We start from the raw sequence: 18,444 nt of genomic DNA on the forward strand, positions 1-18,444 counted from the left end.
CCGCGCGGCCGGCCCGTCAGACCCAGTACGTGTCGTGGCGGAGCATGAACTCCGCGCGCTCCTCCGGGGTCATCTGCGTCCCGCGGGCGAGGGTCTCGAAGTACTCCTCGCGCGGCCCGCCCGGCGCGAACATCAGCAGCATCGAGGCGCCGTCGCCGCCGCGGAAGCCGTGGATCCCGCCCTCGGGGACGTAGAGGAAGTCGCCCTCCCCCGCCGTCGTCCAGGTGCGCCCGTCGTGGACCTCGACCTCCCCGGACAGGACGTAGAACTGCTCGGAGATCGACCGGTGGAAGTGCGGACCGGGCCCGGACGCCTCGCGGCCGAAGGTCCAGCGGTACAGGCCGAAGCGGCCCGCGGTCTGCTCGCCGGTGGCGAGGAACTCGCAGGTGACCCCGCCCGCCGAGGTGGTGTCCGGCGGCTGCCCGGACGGGCGCAGCCAGGCACTGGCCTCGCCGGTCGTGCCCCGGTAGAGGTCGGGCGGGTAGTGCCGGTGCAGGGACACGTCGGCGCTCCTTCCGTGCGGGCGTCCATCCTGGCAGCGGAGCGGTAGCGTCCGCCGGGTGCTGGACGCCGCGACGGAGCGGGACAGGCGGCGACGTCTCGACGCCCTGACCTTCGGGCTGTTCACCGTCGCCCTCGGCACCAACATCCCGACGCCGCTGCTGCTGGTCTACCGGCGCACCATCGGCCTGTCCGACGCCGACCTCACCGCCGTCTTCGGCTGCTACGCCATCGGGCTGGTCGCGGCGCTGACCGTGGCCGGGGCGGCGTCGGACCGCTTCGGCCGGCGGACGCTCGTGCTGCCGTTCGCGGTGCTGGCCGGGCTGTCCTCGCTGCTGTTCATCCCCGCCGCCGGGTCGCTCCCGCTGCTCTACACGGGGCGGCTGCTGCAGGGCGTCGTCTCCGGGGTGGTGTTCTCGGTGGCCAACGCGTGGCTGCAGGAGCTCGCCGGCCCCGACGGGCAGCAGTCGGCGGCCACGCGCGGCGCGGTCTCGTCGTCGCTGGGCTTCGCGATCGCCCCGGCGATGAGCGGGCTGCTCGCCCAGTACGGACCCGCGCCGACGACGCTGCCCTACCTCGTGCACGTCGCCGTCCTGGTGCTCGGGCTCGGCGCGCTGCTGGTGGTGCCGGAGACGGTGCACGAGCGGCGGCCGGGCCGGCTCATGACCCTCGGCCTGCCGCCGGAGGCCCGCCGGCCGTTCCGGGCGGTGCTCGCGCCCACCGCCGTCGGGGTGTTCGCGTTCCCCGCCGTCGCGGCGACCGTGCTGCCCCTGCTCGTCGTCCCCGACGGCGTGGGCGTGGCCTACGCCGGCCTCGTCGGCGGGCTCGCCCTGGGCGCGAGCGCGGTGGCCGCGCGGGTGGGCCGCCGGTTCGAGCGGGGCGCGGCGCCGCTGGGCATGCTGCTCGGCGCGATCGGGGTCGCCATCGGCGTGGTCGCGGTCGTCACGGGCTCGGAGCTGCTGCTGCTGCCGTCGGCGGCGCTGATGGGCGGCGGGGCGGGACTCTGCCTCACCGCCGGGCTCACGCTCACCGCCCGGCTGGCCCCGCCGCACACCCGCGGGGCCATGAACAGCGCGTTCTACGCCTTTGCCTACGCCGGGTTCGGCGCCCCGCTGCTGCTCGCCTGGGTCGGCTCGCAGCTGGGCACCGTCACGGCGCTGTCGGCGTTCGCGGCGGTACCGCTCGCGCTGGCCGCCTGGCTGGCCCTCGAGCTCCGCTCGACGGCGCGCAGCTGAGCCCCGGGCCGGGTGTGCACCCATCGGGGTCTCGACGTGCGTCGAGACCCCGATGGGTGCACAGACCGTCCCTACCGGTCAGTCGAGCGCGCGGGTGCGCTGCTCGACGCCGATCTCGCCGTAGGGGTAGTCGGCCCAGCCCGGGTCGCTGACCGCGTCCAGCCGTGCGGTCTCCTCGCCGTCGAGCACGAGCCCGGCGGCGCCCAGGTTGCCGCGCAGCTGCTCCGTCGTGCGCGCGCCGAGGATCACCGAGCTGACCGCCGGCCGGGCGAGCAGCCAGGCGAGCGCCACCTGGGGCATGGTCGCGCCGCGCGCCTCCGCGACGTCCTGCACCGCGGCGAGCACGTCCCACGTGCGCTCCCGCGTCGCCACCCGGTCGTAGGCCTCCATGCCGCGGCCGGGGTCCTCGCCGAGCCGGGTGGCACCTGCGGGGCGCTGCTCGCGGGCGTACTTGCCCGACAGCCAGCCGCCGCCGAGCGGTCCCCAGGGAAGCAGCCCCAGGCCGTTGGCCAGGCAGGCGGGCACGATCTCGGCCTCGACGTCGCGCCCGAGCAGGCTGTAGGAGGGCTGCAGGGTCACCGGGACGGCGAGGTGGCGGTGCTCGGCGAGGTCGACGGCGCGCTGGACCTGCCACGCGGTGAAGTTCGACAGCCCCGGGTAGCCGATCTTCCCGGCCGAGACGGCGTCGTCGAGGAAGCGCAGCGTCTCCTCCAGTGGTGTGAGCGGGTCCCAGGCGTGCAGCTGGTAGAGGTCGAGGTGGTCCACGCCGAGCCGGCGCAGCGAGTCGTCGAGGGCCAGGCGCAGGTGGCGGCGGGACGTGCCCACCGCGTTGGGCTCGTCCCCCATCGGGAACCGGCCCTTGGTGGCGAGGACGACGCGGTCGCGGACGTCGGCCGGGCGCGCGGCCAGCCAGCGGCCGACGATCTCCTCGGCGGCACCGGCGGAGTAGACGTCGGCGGTGTCGACCAGCGTGCCGCCGGCCTGGACGAAGACGTCGAGCTGCTCGTGCGCCCCCGCCTCGTCGGTCTCCGCGCCGAAGGTCATCGTGCCCAGGGCCAGTGCCGACACGGCACAGCCGCTACGGCCGAGGGTGCGCAGCTCCATGACTCGTTCCATGGCCTCCAGCAAGCCACAGCTGTCCGGACGGCGCCCGGTGGGGTGAGCCCCCTCCGGGTGCTCCCCCACGCCGGTCAGCGGGTTCGGGGGCGTCACCTGATGGTCGCCTCCCGGCGCCGTCGAGAGGCTGGCGGAGCCGGCCGGGACCGAGGTCACGTCCCTCCCGGATCCCTCCCGCCGTGGCCCGAGACGAGGCGTCGTGTCCGCTCCTCCCGCCGTCCGAACCCCGCCGTCCGCGGCGGGCCGCGGCCGGTCCTGGCTGGGCCGCCTGGCGCTGCGCCGGATCCGCCGCCGGGGCCTGGACCCCTCCCGCCTGACGTTCCTCCCGCGGGCCGCGCGCGTGCCGCTGCAGCGGGTCGGCGTCCACCCGGTCCCCCGGCTCGCCGAGCTGCGGGTCAGCGGGCCCGTGCACCGCCTCGACCTGCCCTTCGACCTCTCGGCCCACCTGGTGACCGGCGCCGCCGAGGCCCGCGCGGTGCTGGCCGACTCCGCGGGCTTCAGCACCGACGTCCGGCACCTGTTCAGCGGCACCGGCCCGGCCACGGCCGACGACGTCGGGGGGCTCGGCCCGACCGACCCGCCGCAGCACACCCGGCTGCGCGGGCTGGTGGCGCCGGACTTCACCCGGGCCCGGATGCAGCGGCTGGAGCCGGCCGTCGAGGAGACGGTGGCCCGGGCGCTCGACGAGCTGGCGGCGGCAGGGTCCCCGGCCGACCTCGTGCGGCACGTCGCGATGCCCGTCCCGATGACGACGATCTGCACCCTGCTCGGGCTGGACGGCGCCGACGAGCAGGTGGTCAGCCGGCTGGGGACCCGGCGGTTCGACGCCACGGGCGGCACGGCCGGCACCTTCGGCGCGGTCTCCGCGCAGCGCCGACTGCTCGTCGACGCGGTGGCCGCCCAGCGCCGGGCGCCCGGCGACGGGCTGATCGGCCGGATCATCCGGACGGAGGGGGACGCCGTCTCCGACGCCGAGCTCGCCGGGCTGGCCGACGGGATCGTCACCGGCGGCTTCGAGACGACGGCGTCCATGATCGCGCTGGGGACCCTGGTGCTGCTGGGTGACCCCGCCGCAGCCGCCCTGGTGCGCGACGGCTCGCGCCGCGACGTCGAGCGGGTGGTCGACGAGCTGCTGCGCCTGCTGTCGGTCGTGCAGGTCGCCTTCCCCCGCTTCGCCCGGGAGGAACAGGAGCTGTTCGGCACCCGGCTGCGGGCCGGCGACGTCGTCCTCGTCTCGCTCAGCGGCGCCGACCGCGACCCGGCCTGGGCCGGCGCGCACCCCGACCGGCTCGACCCGGCCCGCTCGACGCGCGGTGCGCACCTCGCCTTCGGCCACGGCATCCACCGCTGCGTGGGCGCCGAGCTCGCCCGGCTGGAGCTGCGGATCGTGCTGCCCGCGCTGCTGCGGCGCTTCCCCGACCTGGCCCTCGCCGTCCCACCCGACCGGCTCCCGTTCCGGCGGCTGGCGTTCGTGTTCGGCGTCGACGCGCTGCCCGTGGCGTTCTGAGGGTCAGCCGGGACCCCCTGAGCGGCAGTCCGCGAAGGTCCCGGCAGCTTCGTTGCGCACGGAGACCGGGATGCCGCTGTCGCCGTGCCGCGTCGCGGCCGATCCTGGCGTCATGGACCTCGTCGTCGCCGCCCTCGGCGCCGCACTCCTCGCGATCGCCGTCCACCTGCGCCCCACCGGGACCCCGGCGGGCCGTGTCCGGCGCGCCGCGGCCCGGCGCTGGCGGGCGCACGTGCACCTCTGGGACGGGGTCCTGTCCCGCGACCCGTGGGCTCCCCGGCCGGCGTCCGGCCTCGACGCGCGGCCGCTGCGGTGGGAGGGGGACGCGCAGCAGGGGACCGTCCTGCCCGCCCGCACGTGCTGACGCCGGGCGGCGCCGGAGGTCACGGCCCGGCGGTCAGGGCGGCGAGCTCGACGACGGCGTCCACGAGGGCCGCGCCGTCGAGCAGGACGGCGTCGTTGTGGTCGGCCCCCGGCACCTCGACGCGGCGGTGCAGCCCCGCGGCGGCGTCGGCCACCCGCCGGCTCTGCGACGGCGGCACGATCGTGTCGGCGCCGCCGTACACGACCGTCGTCGGCACCCGGACGCGGGCCACCTGCTCGGCGACCGGGTAGCGGTCGCGCAGCAGCAGGCGGACCGGCAGGAAGGGGTAGTGCTCGCTGCCGACGGCGGCCAGGTCGACGAACGGGGACCGCAGCACCAGCCCCGCCGACGGGTGCTCCACCGCCAGCTCGGTGACGACCGCGCAGCCGAGGCTCTCGCCGTAGTAGAGGAGCCGGTCCGCAGGAACCCCGGCCTCCTCGAGGAGCCAGGCGCGGGCGGCGCGGACGTCGAGGGCCAGCCCCTCCTCGCTCGGGCTGCCGGGGTTGCCGCCGTACCCGCGGTAGTCGAACAGCAGCACCGCCAGCCCGGCCGACGACAGCGCCCGCGCCAGCGGTGCGCGCAGCCCCCGGTGCCCGCCGTTGCCGTTGGCGACCAGGACGGCGGGCGCGTCGGCGGCCGGCCCGGGCACGAACCAGGCGCCGAGGGAGAGGCCGTCGACGGTGGTCAGCCGGACGTCGCGGCCGCCGGGGACGGCGTCGGCGGCGGCCGGCAGCGGTCCGTCGTCGGGGAGGTAGACCAGGCGCCGCTGCAGCGCCCACATCAGACCCACGAGCAGAGCCAACAGGACGACGACGACCACCGCCGCCCGGAGTCCGGAGCGCACGGCGCCAGGATGCGCTCCCGCTCCACCGGTGCCGGACGAGGGCCTGTTCGCGGCCGGAGTCTCTTCGTAGAGTCCCCCCGGTGGAGGAGCCACGCGAGCAGGAACGCGGCGGGCCGGTCCGGGGGGAACAGCGGGGGACGGCGACGGCCGGCCCTCCGCCTCCGGACCTGGCCGGCTACCGCGGGGCGGTCGACGAGGTCGTGCGGCACCTCCGCGACGGGACGGCCGACCCGGGCCGGGCCGCCGGACCCGTCCTCGCCCGCGCCGCCGCGACCCCGGAGCTGCGCGCGGTCCTCGACCGCGTCCCGGGTGGTGCCGACGTCGCGCTCGAGCGGATCACCCGCCAGCTCTCGGGCTTCCGGCCCAACCCGCGGTCGAACGCCACGAACCCGGCGACCCTGCTCCGGATCGCGCTGCTGCAGCAGATCGACGTCGCCTGGTGGGGGTCGGTGCCCCCGTTCGCCGACGACGAGGCGGTCCGGCGGTCCCCCCAGCTGACGGCACTGGCACCGCTGCGGCGGCAGCACCGGCTCGCCTTCCGCTACCGGCTCGGCACCACCGCCCTGCCCGGCCGCGCCCGCAACTACGCCGTACGCCGGTGGTCGCCCGACCGCGAGCCCCGGTCCTCGGGCCTGAGCTACCCACTCGCCCGGCCGGCGATGGTCGGGCTGCTCAACGAGGTCGCCGGCCGGTTCGCGGCGGCCGCCCGGCCCTGGCGCGGCACGATGTGGGTGAACTGCATCGTGCGCAGCACCGCCGTCCAGCAGCGGCTGCAGCAGCTGGGGTACTCGGCGCTGCTCCCGAGCGCGCACTGCACCGGGCACGCCGCCGACATCGAGATGGCCTGGCTGCGCCGGCACGGCGTGGCCCCGGCACTGGAGGACGTCCTGACCGCCTACCGCGACGACGGGGTGCTCAACGTGATCGACGAGGGCCAGGCCTGGCACGTCTGCCTGTCGCCGGCGCACGCCGGCAGGTACGCGGCGGCGGCACCGGCCGCCCCCGGGACGTGGGGACCCGCCTGATGTGCGGGATCGCCGTGGTGCTCGGGGCGGGCGCCGGCACGCAGCAGGCGCTGTTCGACGGCATGCTCGACTCGATCTCACCCCGCGGCGAGGTCGACGAGGTCCTCCGCGCGGACGACGCCCTGCTCGGGACCGCCCGGCTGCGCATCGTCGACCGCGAGCACGCCGTGCAGCCGTGGACGTCCGGGGACGGGCGGTGGGCGCTGTGCTTCAACGGGGAGGTCTTCAACCACGGCGAGCTGCGCGCCCGGCTGCACGCCGAGGGACGGACCACGCGGTCGGAGAGCGACACCGAGGTGGTCCTCGAGACCGTCCTCGCCTGGGGCGAGGAGGCGCTGCTGGCGATGCGCGGCGAGTTCGCCTTCGCCCTGGTCGAGCGGGACACCCGCCGGGTGTTCCTGGCGCGCGACCCGGTGGGGGTGAAGCCGCTGTACTGGGCGGTCGCCGACGGCCGGCTGCACGTCGCCTCGGAGGTGAAGGCCCTGGTCCCGCTCGGCGTCGCCGTCCACGAGGTCCCCCCGGGCCACTGCGGCTGGGCCGGCCCCGGTACCCAGCCGCTCCTGCACCCCTACCTCGACCTCTACCGGCTGGGCGAGGACCAGCCGGAGCTCACCGACGTCGAGCAGGCGGCGGAGGCGCTGCGGACGACGCTCACCGACGCGGTGCGCATCCGGGTGGACACCGACCTGCGCGTCGGCGTCGTGCTCTCCGGCGGGCTCGACAGCTCGCTGACCCTCCTGCTCGTGCAGCGGCTGCACCCCGACTGCGTGGCCTTCACCGTCGGGGCCGAGGGCAGCGAGGACCTGGCCTACGCGCGGCGACTGACCGCCGACCTGGGTGTGGAGCACGTCGTCGTCCCCGTCCGGCCCCGCGAGCTGGGGCTGCGCGACGTGCGGGAGGCGATCCGCGTCTCCGAGCTCACCGAGTACGGCGACATCATCAACGCGGTCGTCTCGCAACGGCTGTTCGCCGCCGTGCACCGGGCCGGCGTGAAGGTGGTGCTCACCGGCGACGGGTCCGACGAGCTCTTCGGCGGCTACGCGATGTACCGCCGGGTCCCCGGGCAGGACGCGCGCCGGCTGTTCCTGCACAAGATCGGCCACCTGAGCCGCACCGAGCTGCAGCGGGTCGACCGCACCTCCATGGGCCACGGGGTCGAGGCGCGGGTGCCCTTCCTCGACGTCGAGATGCTCGACCTGGCCATGCGGATCCCGCAGGAGCTCAAGCACCGCGACGGCTACGAGAAGTGGATCGTGCGCCACGCGTTCGCCGACCTGCTGCCCGGCTACGTCGCCGCGCGGCACAAGAACCCGATGTCGCACTCCAGCGGCCTGCACGAGCGGATCCGGCTGTTCCGGCCGCTGTTCCCGCGGATCTACGACGGCTACGGGTACCGGTGCGCCGCACCGCTGCAGCGCGACTTCTCCGAGGTGCTCAAGGACCACGACTACGACCTCGACGCCGCCGCGGCCAGCACCCCGCGGGACCTGACCGTCGCCGAGCACGCCCGTGACCTCGCCGGGGCGCTGCGCTGGAACCTCGCCGCCCTCGTGCGCCGTCCCGCCGACCGGGCCGGCGGCTGACCGGTCCCGCGCGGTGCCGCGCACGTGGCACCGTGACGCCATGTACATGGTGCTCGAGTACTCGCTGGCCGACGACTACCTGGAGCGGCGGGCCGCGCTGCGCGAGGAGCACCTGGCGCTCGCCGGGGCGGCGCACGAGCGGGGTGAGCTGCTGCTCGCCGGCGCGCTCCCCGACCCGTTCGACCGCGCGCTGCTGGTGTGGACCGCGGAGCGCGAGGTGGTGGAGCGCTTCGCGGAGTCCGACCCGTACGTGGTGAACGGCCTGGTCACGTCGTGGACGGTGCGGCCGTGGAACGTCGTCGTCGGGGGGCAGGGGTCGTGAGCGCCGGCTTCCCGACCGTCGCCGAGCTCGCCGCCGAGGAGGACGAGCTGCGGTTCCCCTCCTTCACCAACGACGACGCATGGGACCTCGGCTCCGCGCTCGTGGCCACCGCCCGCCGGGCCGACGCACCGGTGGCCGTCGAGATCCGCCGCAACGGGCACCGGCTGTTCTCCGCCGCGTTGACCGGCGCCACCCCCGACAACGCGTCGTGGATCGCGCGCAAGGCCCGCGTGGTGCACCGCTTCGGGCACAGCTCGCTGTACGTCCGGCAGACGTGGGTCGAGCGCGGGACGACGTTCGAGGAGTCCTCGGGGCTCGACCCGCGGCGGTACGCGGCACACGGCGGCGCCTTCCCCGTGCTGGTGCGCGACGTCGGCCCCGTCGGCGTCGTCGTCGTGTCCGGGCTGCCGCAGCTGGAGGACCACCGGATGGTCGTCGCCGCCCTGCGCGCCCACCTCGGCGGCTGAGTAGCGTGGCTCCCGTCCCGAGCCGAGGAGTCCCCACGACCACGCACCAGACCGCCCCGCTGCGCACGTGGGCAGGCAACCTGACCTACCGCGCGGCGCGGGTGCACCGGCCGAGGACCGTGGCCGAGGTGCAGGACGTCGTCGCGCGCAGCGAGCGGGTCAAGGCCCTCGGCTCGCGGCACTGCTTCAACGACATCGCCGACACGACCGCCGACCACGTGCTCCTCGACGACCTCGACACCGGGGTCGAGCTCGCGGAGGCCGCCGACGACGGCACCGGCGTCCTGTGGGTGCCGGCCGGGATGCGGTACGGCGAGCTCGTCGGTGAGCTCGCGGCCACCGGCCGGGCGCTGCACAACCTCGCGTCGCTGCCGCACATCACCGTCGTCGGCGCCACGGCCACCGGCACGCACGGCTCGGGCAACCGCAACGGCTCGCTGAGCACCTCGGTGGCCGGCCTGGAGCTCGTGCGCTCCGACGGCGAGGCCGTCGTCCTCGGTGCCGACGACGCCGACCTGCCCGGCGCGGTCGTCCACCTCGGCGCCCTCGGCGTCGTCACCCGGGTGGCCCTGCGGTTCCAGCCGACCTTCGACGTCCGCAACACCGTCTACGTCGGCATGACGTGGGACCGGCTGTTCGCCGACCTCGACGCCGTGGCCGACGCCGCCTACAGCGTCAGCGTCTTCACCGACTGGCGCACGGTCACGTCGGTGTGGGTCAAGTCGCGGCCGGAGGACCCCGCGGTGCCGGAGGACTTCTTCGGCGCCCGCGCGGCCACCGAGCCGACGCACATGCTCCCCGACACCCCGGTCGAGAACCTCACCGAGCAGCTCGGCGTCCCCGGCGAGTGGCACGAGCGGCTGCCGCACTTCCGCGCCGACTTCACGCCGAGCAAGGGCGAGGAGCTGCAGAGCGAGTGGTTCGTGCCCCGCCGGCACGGGCGCGCGGCCTGCGAGGCGCTGCGCGGTCTCGCCGACCGGGTGGCGCCGCTGCTGCAGGTCAGCGAGATCCGCACCGTCGCCGCCGACGACCTGTGGCTGAGCCCGGCCTCCGGCGGCGACGTCATGGCCCTGCACTTCACCTGGCTCCCCGACCAGGCCGCCGTGACCGCGGTGCTCCCGGAGATCGAGGCCGCGCTGCGGCCCTTCGGCGCCCGGCCGCACTGGGGCAAGCTGTTCGCCACCGACGCCGCCGGGCTCGCCGGGCTCTACCCGCGGATGACGGACTTCCGGGCCCTGGTGCGCCGGTTCGACCCGCGCGGCGCGTTCCGCAACGACTACCTCGACCGGACCGTCGCCGCCTTCGACTGACCGCCGCTCAGCCCAGGACGCTCAGCCCAGGGCACGCAGCCGGGCCGCGAGGAACTCGCGCTCGGCGGCGTTCCCGGTGAGCAGCAGCGCCTCGGTGTAGGCCTCGCGCGCCTCGCCGACCCGCCCCAGCCGCCGCAGCAGGTCGGCGCGGGCCGCCGGCAGGTAGCCGTAGCCGGCCAGCTGTGGCTCGGCGGCGAGCTCGTCGAGGGCGGCCAGCCCGGCGTCGGGACCGCGGGCGAAGCCGACGGCGACCGCGCGGTTGAGCGCCACGACCGGGGAGGGCCACAGCCGCGCGAGGACGCCGTAGAGCGCGACGATCTCGGCCCAGTCGGTGTCGTCCCACGACGGGGACTCGGCGTGCACCGCGGCGATCGCGGCCTGCAGCGCGTACCGCGACGGCGGCCGGGCCCGCAGTGCCTCGCGGACCAGGGCCACGCCCTCGGCGATCGCCGCCCGGTCCCACCGCGCGCGGTCCTGCTCCTCGAGCAGCAGCAGCCGGCCGTCGTCGGTGGTGCGGGTCTCCCGGCGGGCGTCGGTGAGCAGCAGCAGCGCCAGCAGCCCGGCCACCGCCGGGTCGCGCGGCAGCAGCCGGCGCAGCATCCGGGCGAGCTCCACCGAGCGCTCCACCAGGTCGCGGCGGACCAGCTCCTCCCCCGCCGGGGCGGTGTGCCCGGTGGTGAACAGCAGGTGCACGACCGCCAGGACTGCCTCGACGCGCCCGGGCAGCTCCGCGGCCGGCGGCACCCGGTACGGGATCCGGGCGACGGTGATCTTCTTCTTGGCGCGGGTGATCCGCGCGGCCATCGTGGCGGTCGGGACGAGGAAGGCGCGGGCCACCTCGGCGGTGGTCAGGCCGCACACCAGGCGCAGCGTGAGCGCCACCTGGGCGGGCAGGTCCAGCGCCGGGTGGCAGCAGGTGACCACCAGGCGCAGCCGGTCGTCGGGGTAGCCGTGCGCGTCGTCGACCATCGACGGCGCCACGTCGTCCTCGACGAGCAGCGGCAGGTACCGGCGCTCGACTCCCCGGTGGCGCAGGACGTTGAGCGCCCGCCGCCGGGCGGCAGTGGTCAGCCAGGCGCCGGGGCGTGCGGGGACGCCGGCGGTGCCCCAGTCGGTCAGCGCCGCGGCGAACGCCTCCTGCACGCACTCCTCGGCGACGTCGAGGTCGCGGGTGACGCGCACCGTCGCGGCGAGCACGAAGGCCCACTCGCGACGGTGCGCGTCGGCGACCGCGGCGGCGACGTCGGCGGTCGTCGGGGGCACCGGTCAGTCGAAGGTCATCACCGGGCGGACCTCGACCCCGCCGAAGCGCGCCGGCACCGTCCGCGCGACGGCGAGCGCGGTGTCGAGGTCGGGGGCGTCGATGACGTAGTACCCGCCGAGGGCCTCCTTGGTCTCCACGAACGGCCCGTCGGTGACCTCGCCGCCGCGCACCGAGGTCGCGGTCGTCGTCGGCTCGAGCGCCTCCCCGCCCAGCAGCTTGGCCCCGTGCTGTTCCACGCCCGCGGAGAAGCGGTCGTGGTCGGCCATGATCTCGCCGTAGACCTCGGGGGTCGCGGTGGCGTACTGCGCCTCGTCCTCGTAGATCAGGACCAGGTACTTCGTCATGGTGCCCTCCCGGGTTGCCGGGGGCCCGCCGTTCGGACCCTCCACCCCTACGACACGCAGCACCGCACCAGATCGACAGCCGGCGCGGAAGACCTCCGCGGCCAGGCGTGCGGCTAGGCCGTCCGGGACTCCCGGTCGTAGTTGCGACCGAGGAACTCGGGCACCTTGGCCCACCGGAACGCGAACACCATGACCAGCAGCGTCGCCACGTACGGCACCACGAGCAGCACCTGGCTGGGGATGTCGATGCCGGCCACCTCGGCGCGCAGCGCGACGACGTCCATGGCGGCGAAGAACAGGGCGCCGAGGACGATGAACTGCGGGCGCCACCCACCGAAGAAGGTCAGGGCGATCGCCAGCCAGCCGCGGCCGCCGACGATGCTGTCGGTGTAGGTCCCGGTGTAGACCAGCGGCAGGTACGCCCCCGCCACGGCCATGAGCGCTCCTCCGACGGTGGCGGTCCACAGCCGGTTGCGCACCACGGGGATGCCCAGGCTGTCGGCCGCCTTGGGGTTCTCCCCCACCGAGCGCAGGTCCAGCCCCGCCCGGGTGCGGTACAGGAAGAACCACGCGCCCACCGCGAGCAGGGCCGCCAGGTAGACCAGCACGTTGTGCGAGAACAGCGCGGTGCCGAGGACCGGGATGTCGCTCAGCAGCGGGATCTCCAGCCGCGGGAGGGTGTCGACCCGTGGCGTCGTGGCCCCCTGGCCGATGACGATCCGGTACAGCAGCCCCGCCAGCCCGGTGGCGGCGAAGAACAGCGCCAGCCCGACCACGAACTGGTCGAGCCGGAGCACGGTCGTCGCCCACCCGAGGGCGGCACCGAAGACCGCGCCGGTGCCGGCGGCCAGCAGGATGCCGATCGTGGTGCTGCCGGTGCCGTAGCTGACGAGGAAGCCGATGGCCGCCCCGAGGAGCATGACGCCCTCCTGCGACACGCTGAAGACGCCGGTCAGGCCGCCGAGCATCGTGCCGAGCGAGGCGAGCAGGTAGGGGACCATGGCCACCACGGTGAGCTGGGCCAGGGCCGCGAACTCGGTCATGTCACCCTCCGCGCCAGCCGCCCCGCGATCACGTCGGAGAGCAGCAGGAAGATCAGGATCAGGGCCTCGATGATCAGCACCATCTCGGCGGGGACGCCGACGGTGCGCTGCATGGAGCTGGCGCCGACCTCGAGGATCGCGATGCCGAAGGCGACCACGGGCACCCACAGCGCGCTGCCCCGGGCGATGAGCCCGATGATGATGCCGAGCAGCAGGAAGTTCGACTGCATGCCCTCGATGGCGCGACCGTGCACGCCGCCCACCTCGAGCGCGCCGGCCAGCCCCCCGAGCGCACCGCCGACGACGAGCGCCACGACGGCGACCTTCTCCACCCGGATGCCGTTGATGGCCGCGGCGCGCGGGTTGGCGCCCGCGGCACGCAGCTCGAAGCCCGCGGCCGTGCGTCGCGTGACCACGGTCGTCACCGCCGCCACGAGGAGCGCGAGCAGGATGCCGGCGTGCACCCCCGGCGGGCCGCCCAGCACGGGCAGCTCGGCGCCCTCGCCCACCCGTTGCGTGGCGGCCACCCCGGCCGCGGGGTCCGACCACACCTCCGTCGCGGCGTAGTCGAGCACCTGGAAGGACACGAAGTTGAGCAGGACGGTGCTGAGGATCTCGTTGACCCGGAACCGTCCCATGAGGAAGGCCGCGATCCCGGCCCACACCGCACCGGAGAGCACGCCGGCGAGGACCACCAGGGGCAGCAGGACGGCGGTGGGCAGGTCGGCGTACACGATCCCGACACCGGCCGCGGCCGTCGCGCCCACGAGCAGCTGGCCCTCACCACCGATGTTGAACCGCCCCACCGCGAGCGGGATCGTGAACCCCAGCGCCAGCAGCGTCAGCGGGACCCACTTCGTCAGCGTCTCGGTGAAGCCGAAGCCGGTCCGGAACGACGTGGTGACGATCGTCCGGTACGCCTCGACGACGTCGTAGCCGAGCGCCGCGATGACGACGCCCGAGACCGCGAACGCGAGTACGAGCGCCAGCACGTAGGGCAGCAGGCCGCGCAGCAGGCGGACGGCGGGCCGCTCCGTCGCCGGGGCCGGGGCGTCGGTGTCGGTCAGCACGGGCGCGCTCATGCGTCCTCCCGGACCCCGGCCATGAGGCGGCCGAGCTCGTAGACGTCGTAGTCCCCGCGGGCGCGCTCACCGACGACCTCCCCGGAGTACAGGACGACCATCCGGTCGGCGAGCAGGCTCAGCTCGTCGAGGTCCTCGGAGATGAGGACGACCGCGCAGCCCCGGTCGCGGGCCTCGTGGACCCGGTCGTAGACGAAGCGGGTCGAGCGCAGGTCCAGACCGCGGGTCGGGTTCTGCAGCACGAGGACCGCGGGCTCCCGGTCGAAGGCGCGGGCGAGCACCAGGCGCTGGATGTTGCCCCCGGAGAGGTTCCCGGCCATGGCGTCGGGACCCGGCGTCTTGATGGAGTACCGCTCGATGGTGTCCCGGGCGTGCTCCCGGACGCGTCGCCAGTCGATCAGCCCGGCGCGGCGGTTGTCGGCCCGGCGCTGGGCACCCAGGAGCAGGTTGTCGGCCACCGTGCCCGCCCCGAGGATCCCGTCCCGGTGCCGGTCCTCGGGCACGTAGGCGACCCCCGTGGACAGCCATCGGCGGGTGGGCGCCCCCGCCAGGTCGGTGCCGTCCACGGCCACGCTGCCGGCGCGGACGGGACGCACCCCGGCCAGCACCTCCGCCAGCTCGACCTGCCCGTTGCCGGCCACCCCGGCGACCCCGACCACCTCGCCGGCACGGACCTCCAACCCCAGCCCGCGCAGCGCCGGGACGCCGTGGTCGTTGTCGGCCGTGACGCCGGAGACGGCCAGCCGGACCCGCCCGGCGTCGGGGCGCCGCTGCTCGGCGGGCGGCGCGGCCGGCACCTCCCCGACCGCGCCGACGCCCAGGGCCGCCGCGACCTCGGAGGTCTGCTCCCCGACCAGCTCGCCGACCATGAGCGAGGCCAGGCCGGTGGCGTCGGTGGCCGACCTGAGCACCGTGGCGATCCGCCGGCCGTCGCGCATGACCGAGATCCGGTCGCAGATGGCCAGCACCTCGCGCGCCTTGTGCGAGATGAAGACGACGCTGGTGCCCTCGGCGACGATGCCGCGCAGCGAGGCGAAGAGCCCGTCGACCTCCTGCGGCGTGAGGTTGGTCGTCGGCTCGTCCAGGACCAGGACCCTGGCCCCGCGGTAGAGCACCTTGAGGATCTCCACCCGCTGCCGCGCGCCCACCGAGAGCCGGTCGGTGCGCGCCCGCGGGTCGACCGCGAGGCCGAAGCGGTCGGAGAGCTCGGTGATCCGCCGCGCCGCGCCGCGCAGCCCGCCGGAGCCGGCGCTGGTCCCCAGCACCACGTTCTCGAGGACGGTGTAGCTCGACACCTGCAGCAGGTGCTGGTGCACCATCCCGATGCCGAGCGCGATGGCGTCGCGCGGTGACCGGATGTGCACCTCCCGGCCGTCGACGCGGATCTCGCCGGAGTCGGCTCGGTACAGGCCGTAGAGGACGTTCATCAGCGTCGTCTTGCCGGCGCCGTTGCCGCCCACCAGCCCGTGCACCTCGCCGGTGGCCAGCTCCAGGTCGGCGTCGGTGAGGGCCCGGACGGGCCCGAAGGACTTGCTGATCCCGCTCATCGTGAGCGGCCGGTCCCGGCCGGGGGCCGCACCCCCGGCCGGCCCGACCGCGGTGGCGCCGCTCACTCGACCGGGGTCACGTCGCGCTCGACCTCGATCTCGCCGGACCGCAGCCGCTCGACGGCCTGGTCGACCTGGTCCACCACGGCCTGGTCGACGTTGGCGGGCGGCTGGAGCGAGATCCCCCGCTCGTAGTCCATGCCGAGGTAGCCGCCGGTCTCGCCGTCCTCCACCGAGCTGAGGATCTCGTCGATCATCGGGGTGAAGTCGTACAGGACCGACGTCAGGTACCGGTCGGGCGCGAGGTTGGACTTGTCGGTGTACTTCGCCGTCATGAGGACACCCGCGGGGGCGTCGGTGACGCCCTCGAAGGCCCCGACCGCGCCGAGGTTGAGCGAGGTCAGGATGACGTCGTTGCCGTCGGCGAGCAGCTGGCTGGTGAACTGCTGGGCCCGGGTCGGGTCGTTGAAGTCCCCGGTCCACACCGGGGTCAGGGTCGCGGTGGACCCGGTGTCCTCCAGGGCCTGCTCGACCGCGTGCACCTCCGAGTAGGAGAAGGGCAGCGTCACGCCGCCGAGGTAGGCGATCCGCCCGCTCTGGCTGGCCCCGGCGGCCAGGACACCCAGCGGGTAGAAGGCCAGGTGGAAGTTGCGGTCGAGGACCCAGACGTTGTCGGGGACGTCGGCGGGCTCGGTGTCCTGCTCGGCGATGAAGACGACCTCCGGAGCCTCCTCGGCGACGGCGACCGTCGCGTCGTAGAACTGGCTGCCGTGGGTCCAGATGACGGTGTAGCCGTCGGCGACGTACTCGCGCAGCACCCGCTCGGCGTCGGGCACCTGGACGCTCTCGGAGTACGTCGTGTCCGCGCCGTGGTCCTCCTCGGCGGCCTGCAGGGCCTGCAGACCGAGGAAGGTGTAGTCGGCGTCGGTGGTGGTCCCGGAGAAGACGGCGGCGATCCGCGGCGCCTCACCGTCCCCGCCTGCGCCGCCGCCACCACCGCCGTCACCTCCGCCGCCACCACAGGCGGTGAGGACGAGCAGGGCCGATGCGGCCAGGGCACTTCCGGTGGATCGGGCAGATCGCATGGGCGGTACATCCCGTCGTCGCGCCGGCTGGGAGGAGTGCGTGTATCTCAGCGCTAAGACGTGAACCGCACAACACCCCGCGCCGAGCCGTGACCGAGTTGCGGCTCCGCGCCCCTCGACGACCCTCCCGCTCGCCACGGGTGCGACAGCCGGTCACCTGCCGCGGCCGGTGACGACACGGCACGCGGGAGCAGTGGGCACGAAGCGACAACAGGACGGCATCGTTTCGGCCACTTCCTGCCGGTGCGCTCCCGGTTCCGTCCTGAGTAACGTCACGTACAGCAGTCAGGGCGTACCCGTCCGTCACGGACGGGAGCGCCACCACCCACCTCCCGAGGAGCTTCCCGTGCTGTCCTCCCACCTCAGCCTGATCACCGAGTCCAACGCCCAGCCGCTCGCCGTCGCCGAGCCCGACGCCGTCGCCGGTTCGCCGTGGAGCGTCCTCACCGGCGGCGACGCCACCTGGCGCCTGGACGCCCTGTGCGCCGAGACCGACCCCGAGGCCTTCTTCCCGGAGAAGGGCGGCTCGACCCGCGAGGCCAAGCGCGTCTGCTCCGGCTGCGAGGTCCGCACCGAGTGCCTCGAGTACGCCCTCGCCAGCGACGAGCGCTTCGGCATCTGGGGCGGCCTGTCCGAGCGCGAGCGTCGCCGGGTGCGCCTGGCCCGCCGCATGCCGCTCAGCGCCTGACCGGCCGGTCCCTCCCCCGGCGGCTACGGTCGCGACGCCGCACCGTCGTCGTCCGCGAGGAGGCCTGCCGATGGCCGAGGTCGTGCTCTTCCACCACGCGCTCGGGCTGACACCCGGCGTCCCGGCCTTCGCCGACGACCTGCGCGCGGCCGGGCACACGGTGCACAGCCCGGACCTGTTCGAGGGCCGCACCTTCGACTCCGTCGAGGCCGGCGTGGGCCACGCCCGGGAGATCGGCTCCGGCGAGGTGCTGGACCGCGGCGCCCGCGCCGTCGCGGACCTGCCGGAGGCGCTCGTCCACGCCGGCATGTCGCTCGGCGTGCTGTCGGCGCAGCGGCTGGCCCAGACCCGTCCCGGCGCCCGCGGCGCGGTGCTCCTCTCCTCGTGCATCCCGGCCGAGGAGTTCGGCTGCTGGCCGGACGGCGTCCCGGTGCAGGTGCACGGCATGGACGCCGACCCGCTGTTCGTCGACGAGGGCGACCTCGCCGCCGCCCGCGCACTGGCCGGGCGGACCGACAGCGCCGAGGTCTTCCTCCACCCCGGCGACCAGCACCACGTCGCCGACCGCACGCTCCCCTCCTACGAGCCGGACGCCGCCGCGCTGCTCACCCGCCGCGTCCTCGACCTGCTCGCCGGCTCGTGACCTCCCCCGACGTCACGGCCACCCGGGTGCAGGCCGTCCTCGACATCCCGCTGCACCGGCACCTGGGCATGCAGCTGCGCGACCCCGCGCACCCGCCGGCCGGCATCTGGTTCCCCGTCGACGAGGCAGCGCAGAACCAGGCCGCGCTGCTGCACGGCGGCGTCGTCTACACCTTCCTCGACGTCGCGGCGTTCCTCGCGCTGCTGCCCTCCCTGGGGACGCGCGAGCACGCGGTCACCCACGACCTCACCGCCTCGCTGCTGCGGCCGGTCCCCGCCGGCGCGCGGGTCGACCTCACCGGCTCGGTGCTGCGCCGCGGCCGGGCGGTGGCGTTCCTGCGCTCCGAGGCGACGGTGGACGGCGTCCTCGTCGCCTCGGCGCAGGTCACGAAGTCGATCGTCCCGATCGGCTGACCGCCGGAGCGCTCCACGGGACGCCGGACCCGACCGGCCTCACCGCACGCTGCCCGACCGC

The 18,444-nt window shown here is 75.3% G+C and carries 20 protein-coding genes; 11 read left to right on the forward strand and 9 right to left on the reverse strand.

The genetic code is table 11. The annotated features are described in order from the left end of the window. Positions 1-16: 16 nt before the first annotated feature. Positions 17-502 (reverse strand): cupin domain-containing protein, encoded by a 486-nt coding sequence (locus BM414_RS05365; protein WP_245784507.1) that lies wholly within the window; start codon positions 500-502, stop codon positions 17-19. A 58-nt stretch (positions 503-560) separates the two neighbouring features. Between BM414_RS05365 and BM414_RS05370 the strand changes: the two genes are divergently transcribed. Next, positions 561-1,736 (forward strand): MFS transporter, encoded by a 1,176-nt coding sequence (locus BM414_RS05370; protein ID WP_245784508.1) that lies wholly within the window; start codon positions 561-563, stop codon positions 1,734-1,736. 78 nt (positions 1,737-1,814) lie between these two features. Here BM414_RS05370 and BM414_RS05375 read toward each other — a convergent pair whose 3' ends face one another. Then, positions 1,815-2,852, reverse strand: coding sequence for an aldo/keto reductase (locus tag BM414_RS05375; RefSeq protein WP_245784509.1), 1,038 nt, complete (start codon positions 2,850-2,852; stop codon positions 1,815-1,817). A gap of 199 nt (positions 2,853-3,051) precedes the next feature. Here BM414_RS05375 and BM414_RS05380 point away from each other — a divergent pair, with 199 nt between their 5' ends. Together BM414_RS05380 and BM414_RS05385 are read left to right on the forward strand one after the other, a co-directional pair. Continuing rightward, positions 3,052-4,359 (forward strand): cytochrome P450, encoded by a 1,308-nt coding sequence (locus tag BM414_RS05380; protein WP_093578429.1) that lies wholly within the window; start codon positions 3,052-3,054, stop codon positions 4,357-4,359. Between the two features lie 112 nt (positions 4,360-4,471). Then, entirely contained in the window at positions 4,472-4,723 is a 252-nt protein-coding gene (locus BM414_RS05385) for a hypothetical protein (protein ID WP_139245717.1), read from the forward strand. 19 nt (positions 4,724-4,742) lie between these two features. On the opposite strand, the gene BM414_RS05390 is transcribed toward BM414_RS05385, so the two are convergent. Next, a complete protein-coding gene (locus tag BM414_RS05390) occupies positions 4,743-5,567 on the reverse strand; it encodes an alpha/beta hydrolase (RefSeq protein WP_245784510.1) in 825 nt (274 codons plus the stop codon). An 80-nt stretch (positions 5,568-5,647) separates the two neighbouring features. On the opposite strand from BM414_RS05390, the gene BM414_RS05395 reads away from it, so the two are divergent. The 5 genes from BM414_RS05395 to BM414_RS05415 are packed head-to-tail and all read left to right on the forward strand — an operon-like array spanning position 5,648 to position 10,274. Further along, entirely contained in the window at positions 5,648-6,592 is a 945-nt protein-coding gene (locus BM414_RS05395; protein WP_093578431.1) for a DUF5715 family protein, read from the forward strand. Further along, complete coding sequence (locus BM414_RS05400; protein WP_093578726.1) at positions 6,592-8,175, forward strand: asparagine synthetase B family protein; 1,584 nt, start codon at positions 6,592-6,594, stop codon at positions 8,173-8,175. The genes BM414_RS05395 and BM414_RS05400 overlap by 1 nt, the downstream gene beginning before the upstream one ends. A gap of 40 nt (positions 8,176-8,215) precedes the next feature. Next, on the forward strand, positions 8,216-8,497 hold the full coding sequence (locus tag BM414_RS05405) for a YciI-like protein (RefSeq protein ID WP_093578727.1): 282 nt from the start codon (positions 8,216-8,218) through the stop codon (positions 8,495-8,497). After that, entirely contained in the window at positions 8,494-8,964 is a 471-nt protein-coding gene (locus BM414_RS05410; RefSeq protein WP_093578432.1) for a heme-degrading domain-containing protein, read from the forward strand. The genes BM414_RS05405 and BM414_RS05410 overlap by 4 nt, the downstream gene beginning before the upstream one ends. A 5-nt stretch (positions 8,965-8,969) precedes the next feature. Beyond that, positions 8,970-10,274 carry a D-arabinono-1,4-lactone oxidase gene (locus BM414_RS05415; protein WP_245784511.1) on the forward strand — a complete coding sequence of 435 codons (1,305 nt, stop codon included), beginning with the start codon at positions 8,970-8,972 and terminating at the stop codon, positions 10,272-10,274. A 21-nt stretch (positions 10,275-10,295) separates the two neighbouring features. Here BM414_RS05415 and BM414_RS05420 read toward each other — a convergent pair whose 3' ends face one another. The 6 genes from BM414_RS05420 to BM414_RS05445 form a co-directional block, all read right to left on the reverse strand. Then, positions 10,296-11,537 carry an RNA polymerase sigma factor gene (locus BM414_RS05420; protein ID WP_093578433.1) on the reverse strand — a complete coding sequence of 414 codons (1,242 nt, stop codon included), beginning with the start codon at positions 11,535-11,537 and terminating at the stop codon, positions 10,296-10,298. A gap of 3 nt (positions 11,538-11,540) precedes the next feature. Beyond that, positions 11,541-11,882, reverse strand: coding sequence for a YciI family protein (locus BM414_RS05425; RefSeq protein ID WP_093578434.1), 342 nt, complete (start codon positions 11,880-11,882; stop codon positions 11,541-11,543). Between the two features lie 113 nt (positions 11,883-11,995). Further along, positions 11,996-12,925, reverse strand: a complete 930-nt coding sequence (locus BM414_RS05430; RefSeq protein ID WP_093578435.1) for an ABC transporter permease — start codon at positions 12,923-12,925, stop codon at positions 11,996-11,998. Further along, a complete protein-coding gene (locus tag BM414_RS05435) occupies positions 12,922-14,007 on the reverse strand; it encodes an ABC transporter permease (protein WP_093578436.1) in 1,086 nt (361 codons plus the stop codon). The genes BM414_RS05430 and BM414_RS05435 overlap by 4 nt, the downstream gene beginning before the upstream one ends. Continuing rightward, positions 14,004-15,620 carry an ABC transporter ATP-binding protein gene (locus BM414_RS05440; RefSeq protein WP_217644557.1) on the reverse strand — a complete coding sequence of 539 codons (1,617 nt, stop codon included), beginning with the start codon at positions 15,618-15,620 and terminating at the stop codon, positions 14,004-14,006. The genes BM414_RS05435 and BM414_RS05440 overlap by 4 nt, the downstream gene beginning before the upstream one ends. Next, positions 15,617-16,639 (reverse strand): BMP family protein, encoded by a 1,023-nt coding sequence (locus BM414_RS05445; protein WP_093578437.1) that lies wholly within the window; start codon positions 16,637-16,639, stop codon positions 15,617-15,619. Before BM414_RS05445 ends, BM414_RS05440 begins: the two co-directional genes overlap by 4 nt. Positions 16,640-16,985: 346 nt before the next feature. Between BM414_RS05445 and BM414_RS31285 the strand changes: the two genes are divergently transcribed. The 3 genes from BM414_RS31285 (at position 16,986) to BM414_RS05460 (ending at position 18,383) form a co-directional block, all read left to right on the forward strand. Next, positions 16,986-17,327 carry a WhiB family transcriptional regulator gene (locus BM414_RS31285; protein WP_093578438.1) on the forward strand — a complete coding sequence of 114 codons (342 nt, stop codon included), beginning with the start codon at positions 16,986-16,988 and terminating at the stop codon, positions 17,325-17,327. 70 nt (positions 17,328-17,397) lie between these two features. Beyond that, a complete protein-coding gene (locus BM414_RS05455; protein WP_093578439.1) occupies positions 17,398-17,970 on the forward strand; it encodes a dienelactone hydrolase family protein in 573 nt (190 codons plus the stop codon). Beyond that, positions 17,967-18,383, forward strand: a complete 417-nt coding sequence (locus BM414_RS05460) for a PaaI family thioesterase (protein WP_139245718.1) — start codon at positions 17,967-17,969, stop codon at positions 18,381-18,383. Before BM414_RS05455 ends, BM414_RS05460 begins: the two co-directional genes overlap by 4 nt. Positions 18,384-18,444: the final 61 nt, after the last annotated feature.

The organism is Geodermatophilus amargosae (assembly GCF_900116515.1).
GTDB lineage: Bacteria > Actinomycetota > Actinomycetes > Mycobacteriales > Geodermatophilaceae > Geodermatophilus > Geodermatophilus amargosae.

Coding starts and splice junctions, on each gene's coding strand:
- BM414_RS05375 (WP_245784509.1), bottom strand. CDS start 2,852: ATGGAACGAGTCATGGAGCTGCGCACCCTCGGCCGTAGCGGCTGTGCC.
- BM414_RS05385 (WP_139245717.1), top strand. CDS start 4,472: ATGGACCTCGTCGTCGCCGCCCTCGGCGCCGCACTCCTCGCGATCGCC.
- BM414_RS05400 (WP_093578726.1), top strand. CDS start 6,592: ATGTGCGGGATCGCCGTGGTGCTCGGGGCGGGCGCCGGCACGCAGCAG.
- BM414_RS05405 (WP_093578727.1), top strand. CDS start 8,216: ATGTACATGGTGCTCGAGTACTCGCTGGCCGACGACTACCTGGAGCGG.
- BM414_RS05425 (WP_093578434.1), bottom strand. CDS start 11,882: ATGACGAAGTACCTGGTCCTGATCTACGAGGACGAGGCGCAGTACGCC.
- BM414_RS05430 (WP_093578435.1), bottom strand. CDS start 12,925: ATGACCGAGTTCGCGGCCCTGGCCCAGCTCACCGTGGTGGCCATGGTC.
- BM414_RS05435 (WP_093578436.1), bottom strand. CDS start 14,007: ATGAGCGCGCCCGTGCTGACCGACACCGACGCCCCGGCCCCGGCGACG.
- BM414_RS05445 (WP_093578437.1), bottom strand. CDS start 16,639: ATGCGATCTGCCCGATCCACCGGAAGTGCCCTGGCCGCATCGGCCCTG.
- BM414_RS05455 (WP_093578439.1), top strand. CDS start 17,398: ATGGCCGAGGTCGTGCTCTTCCACCACGCGCTCGGGCTGACACCCGGC.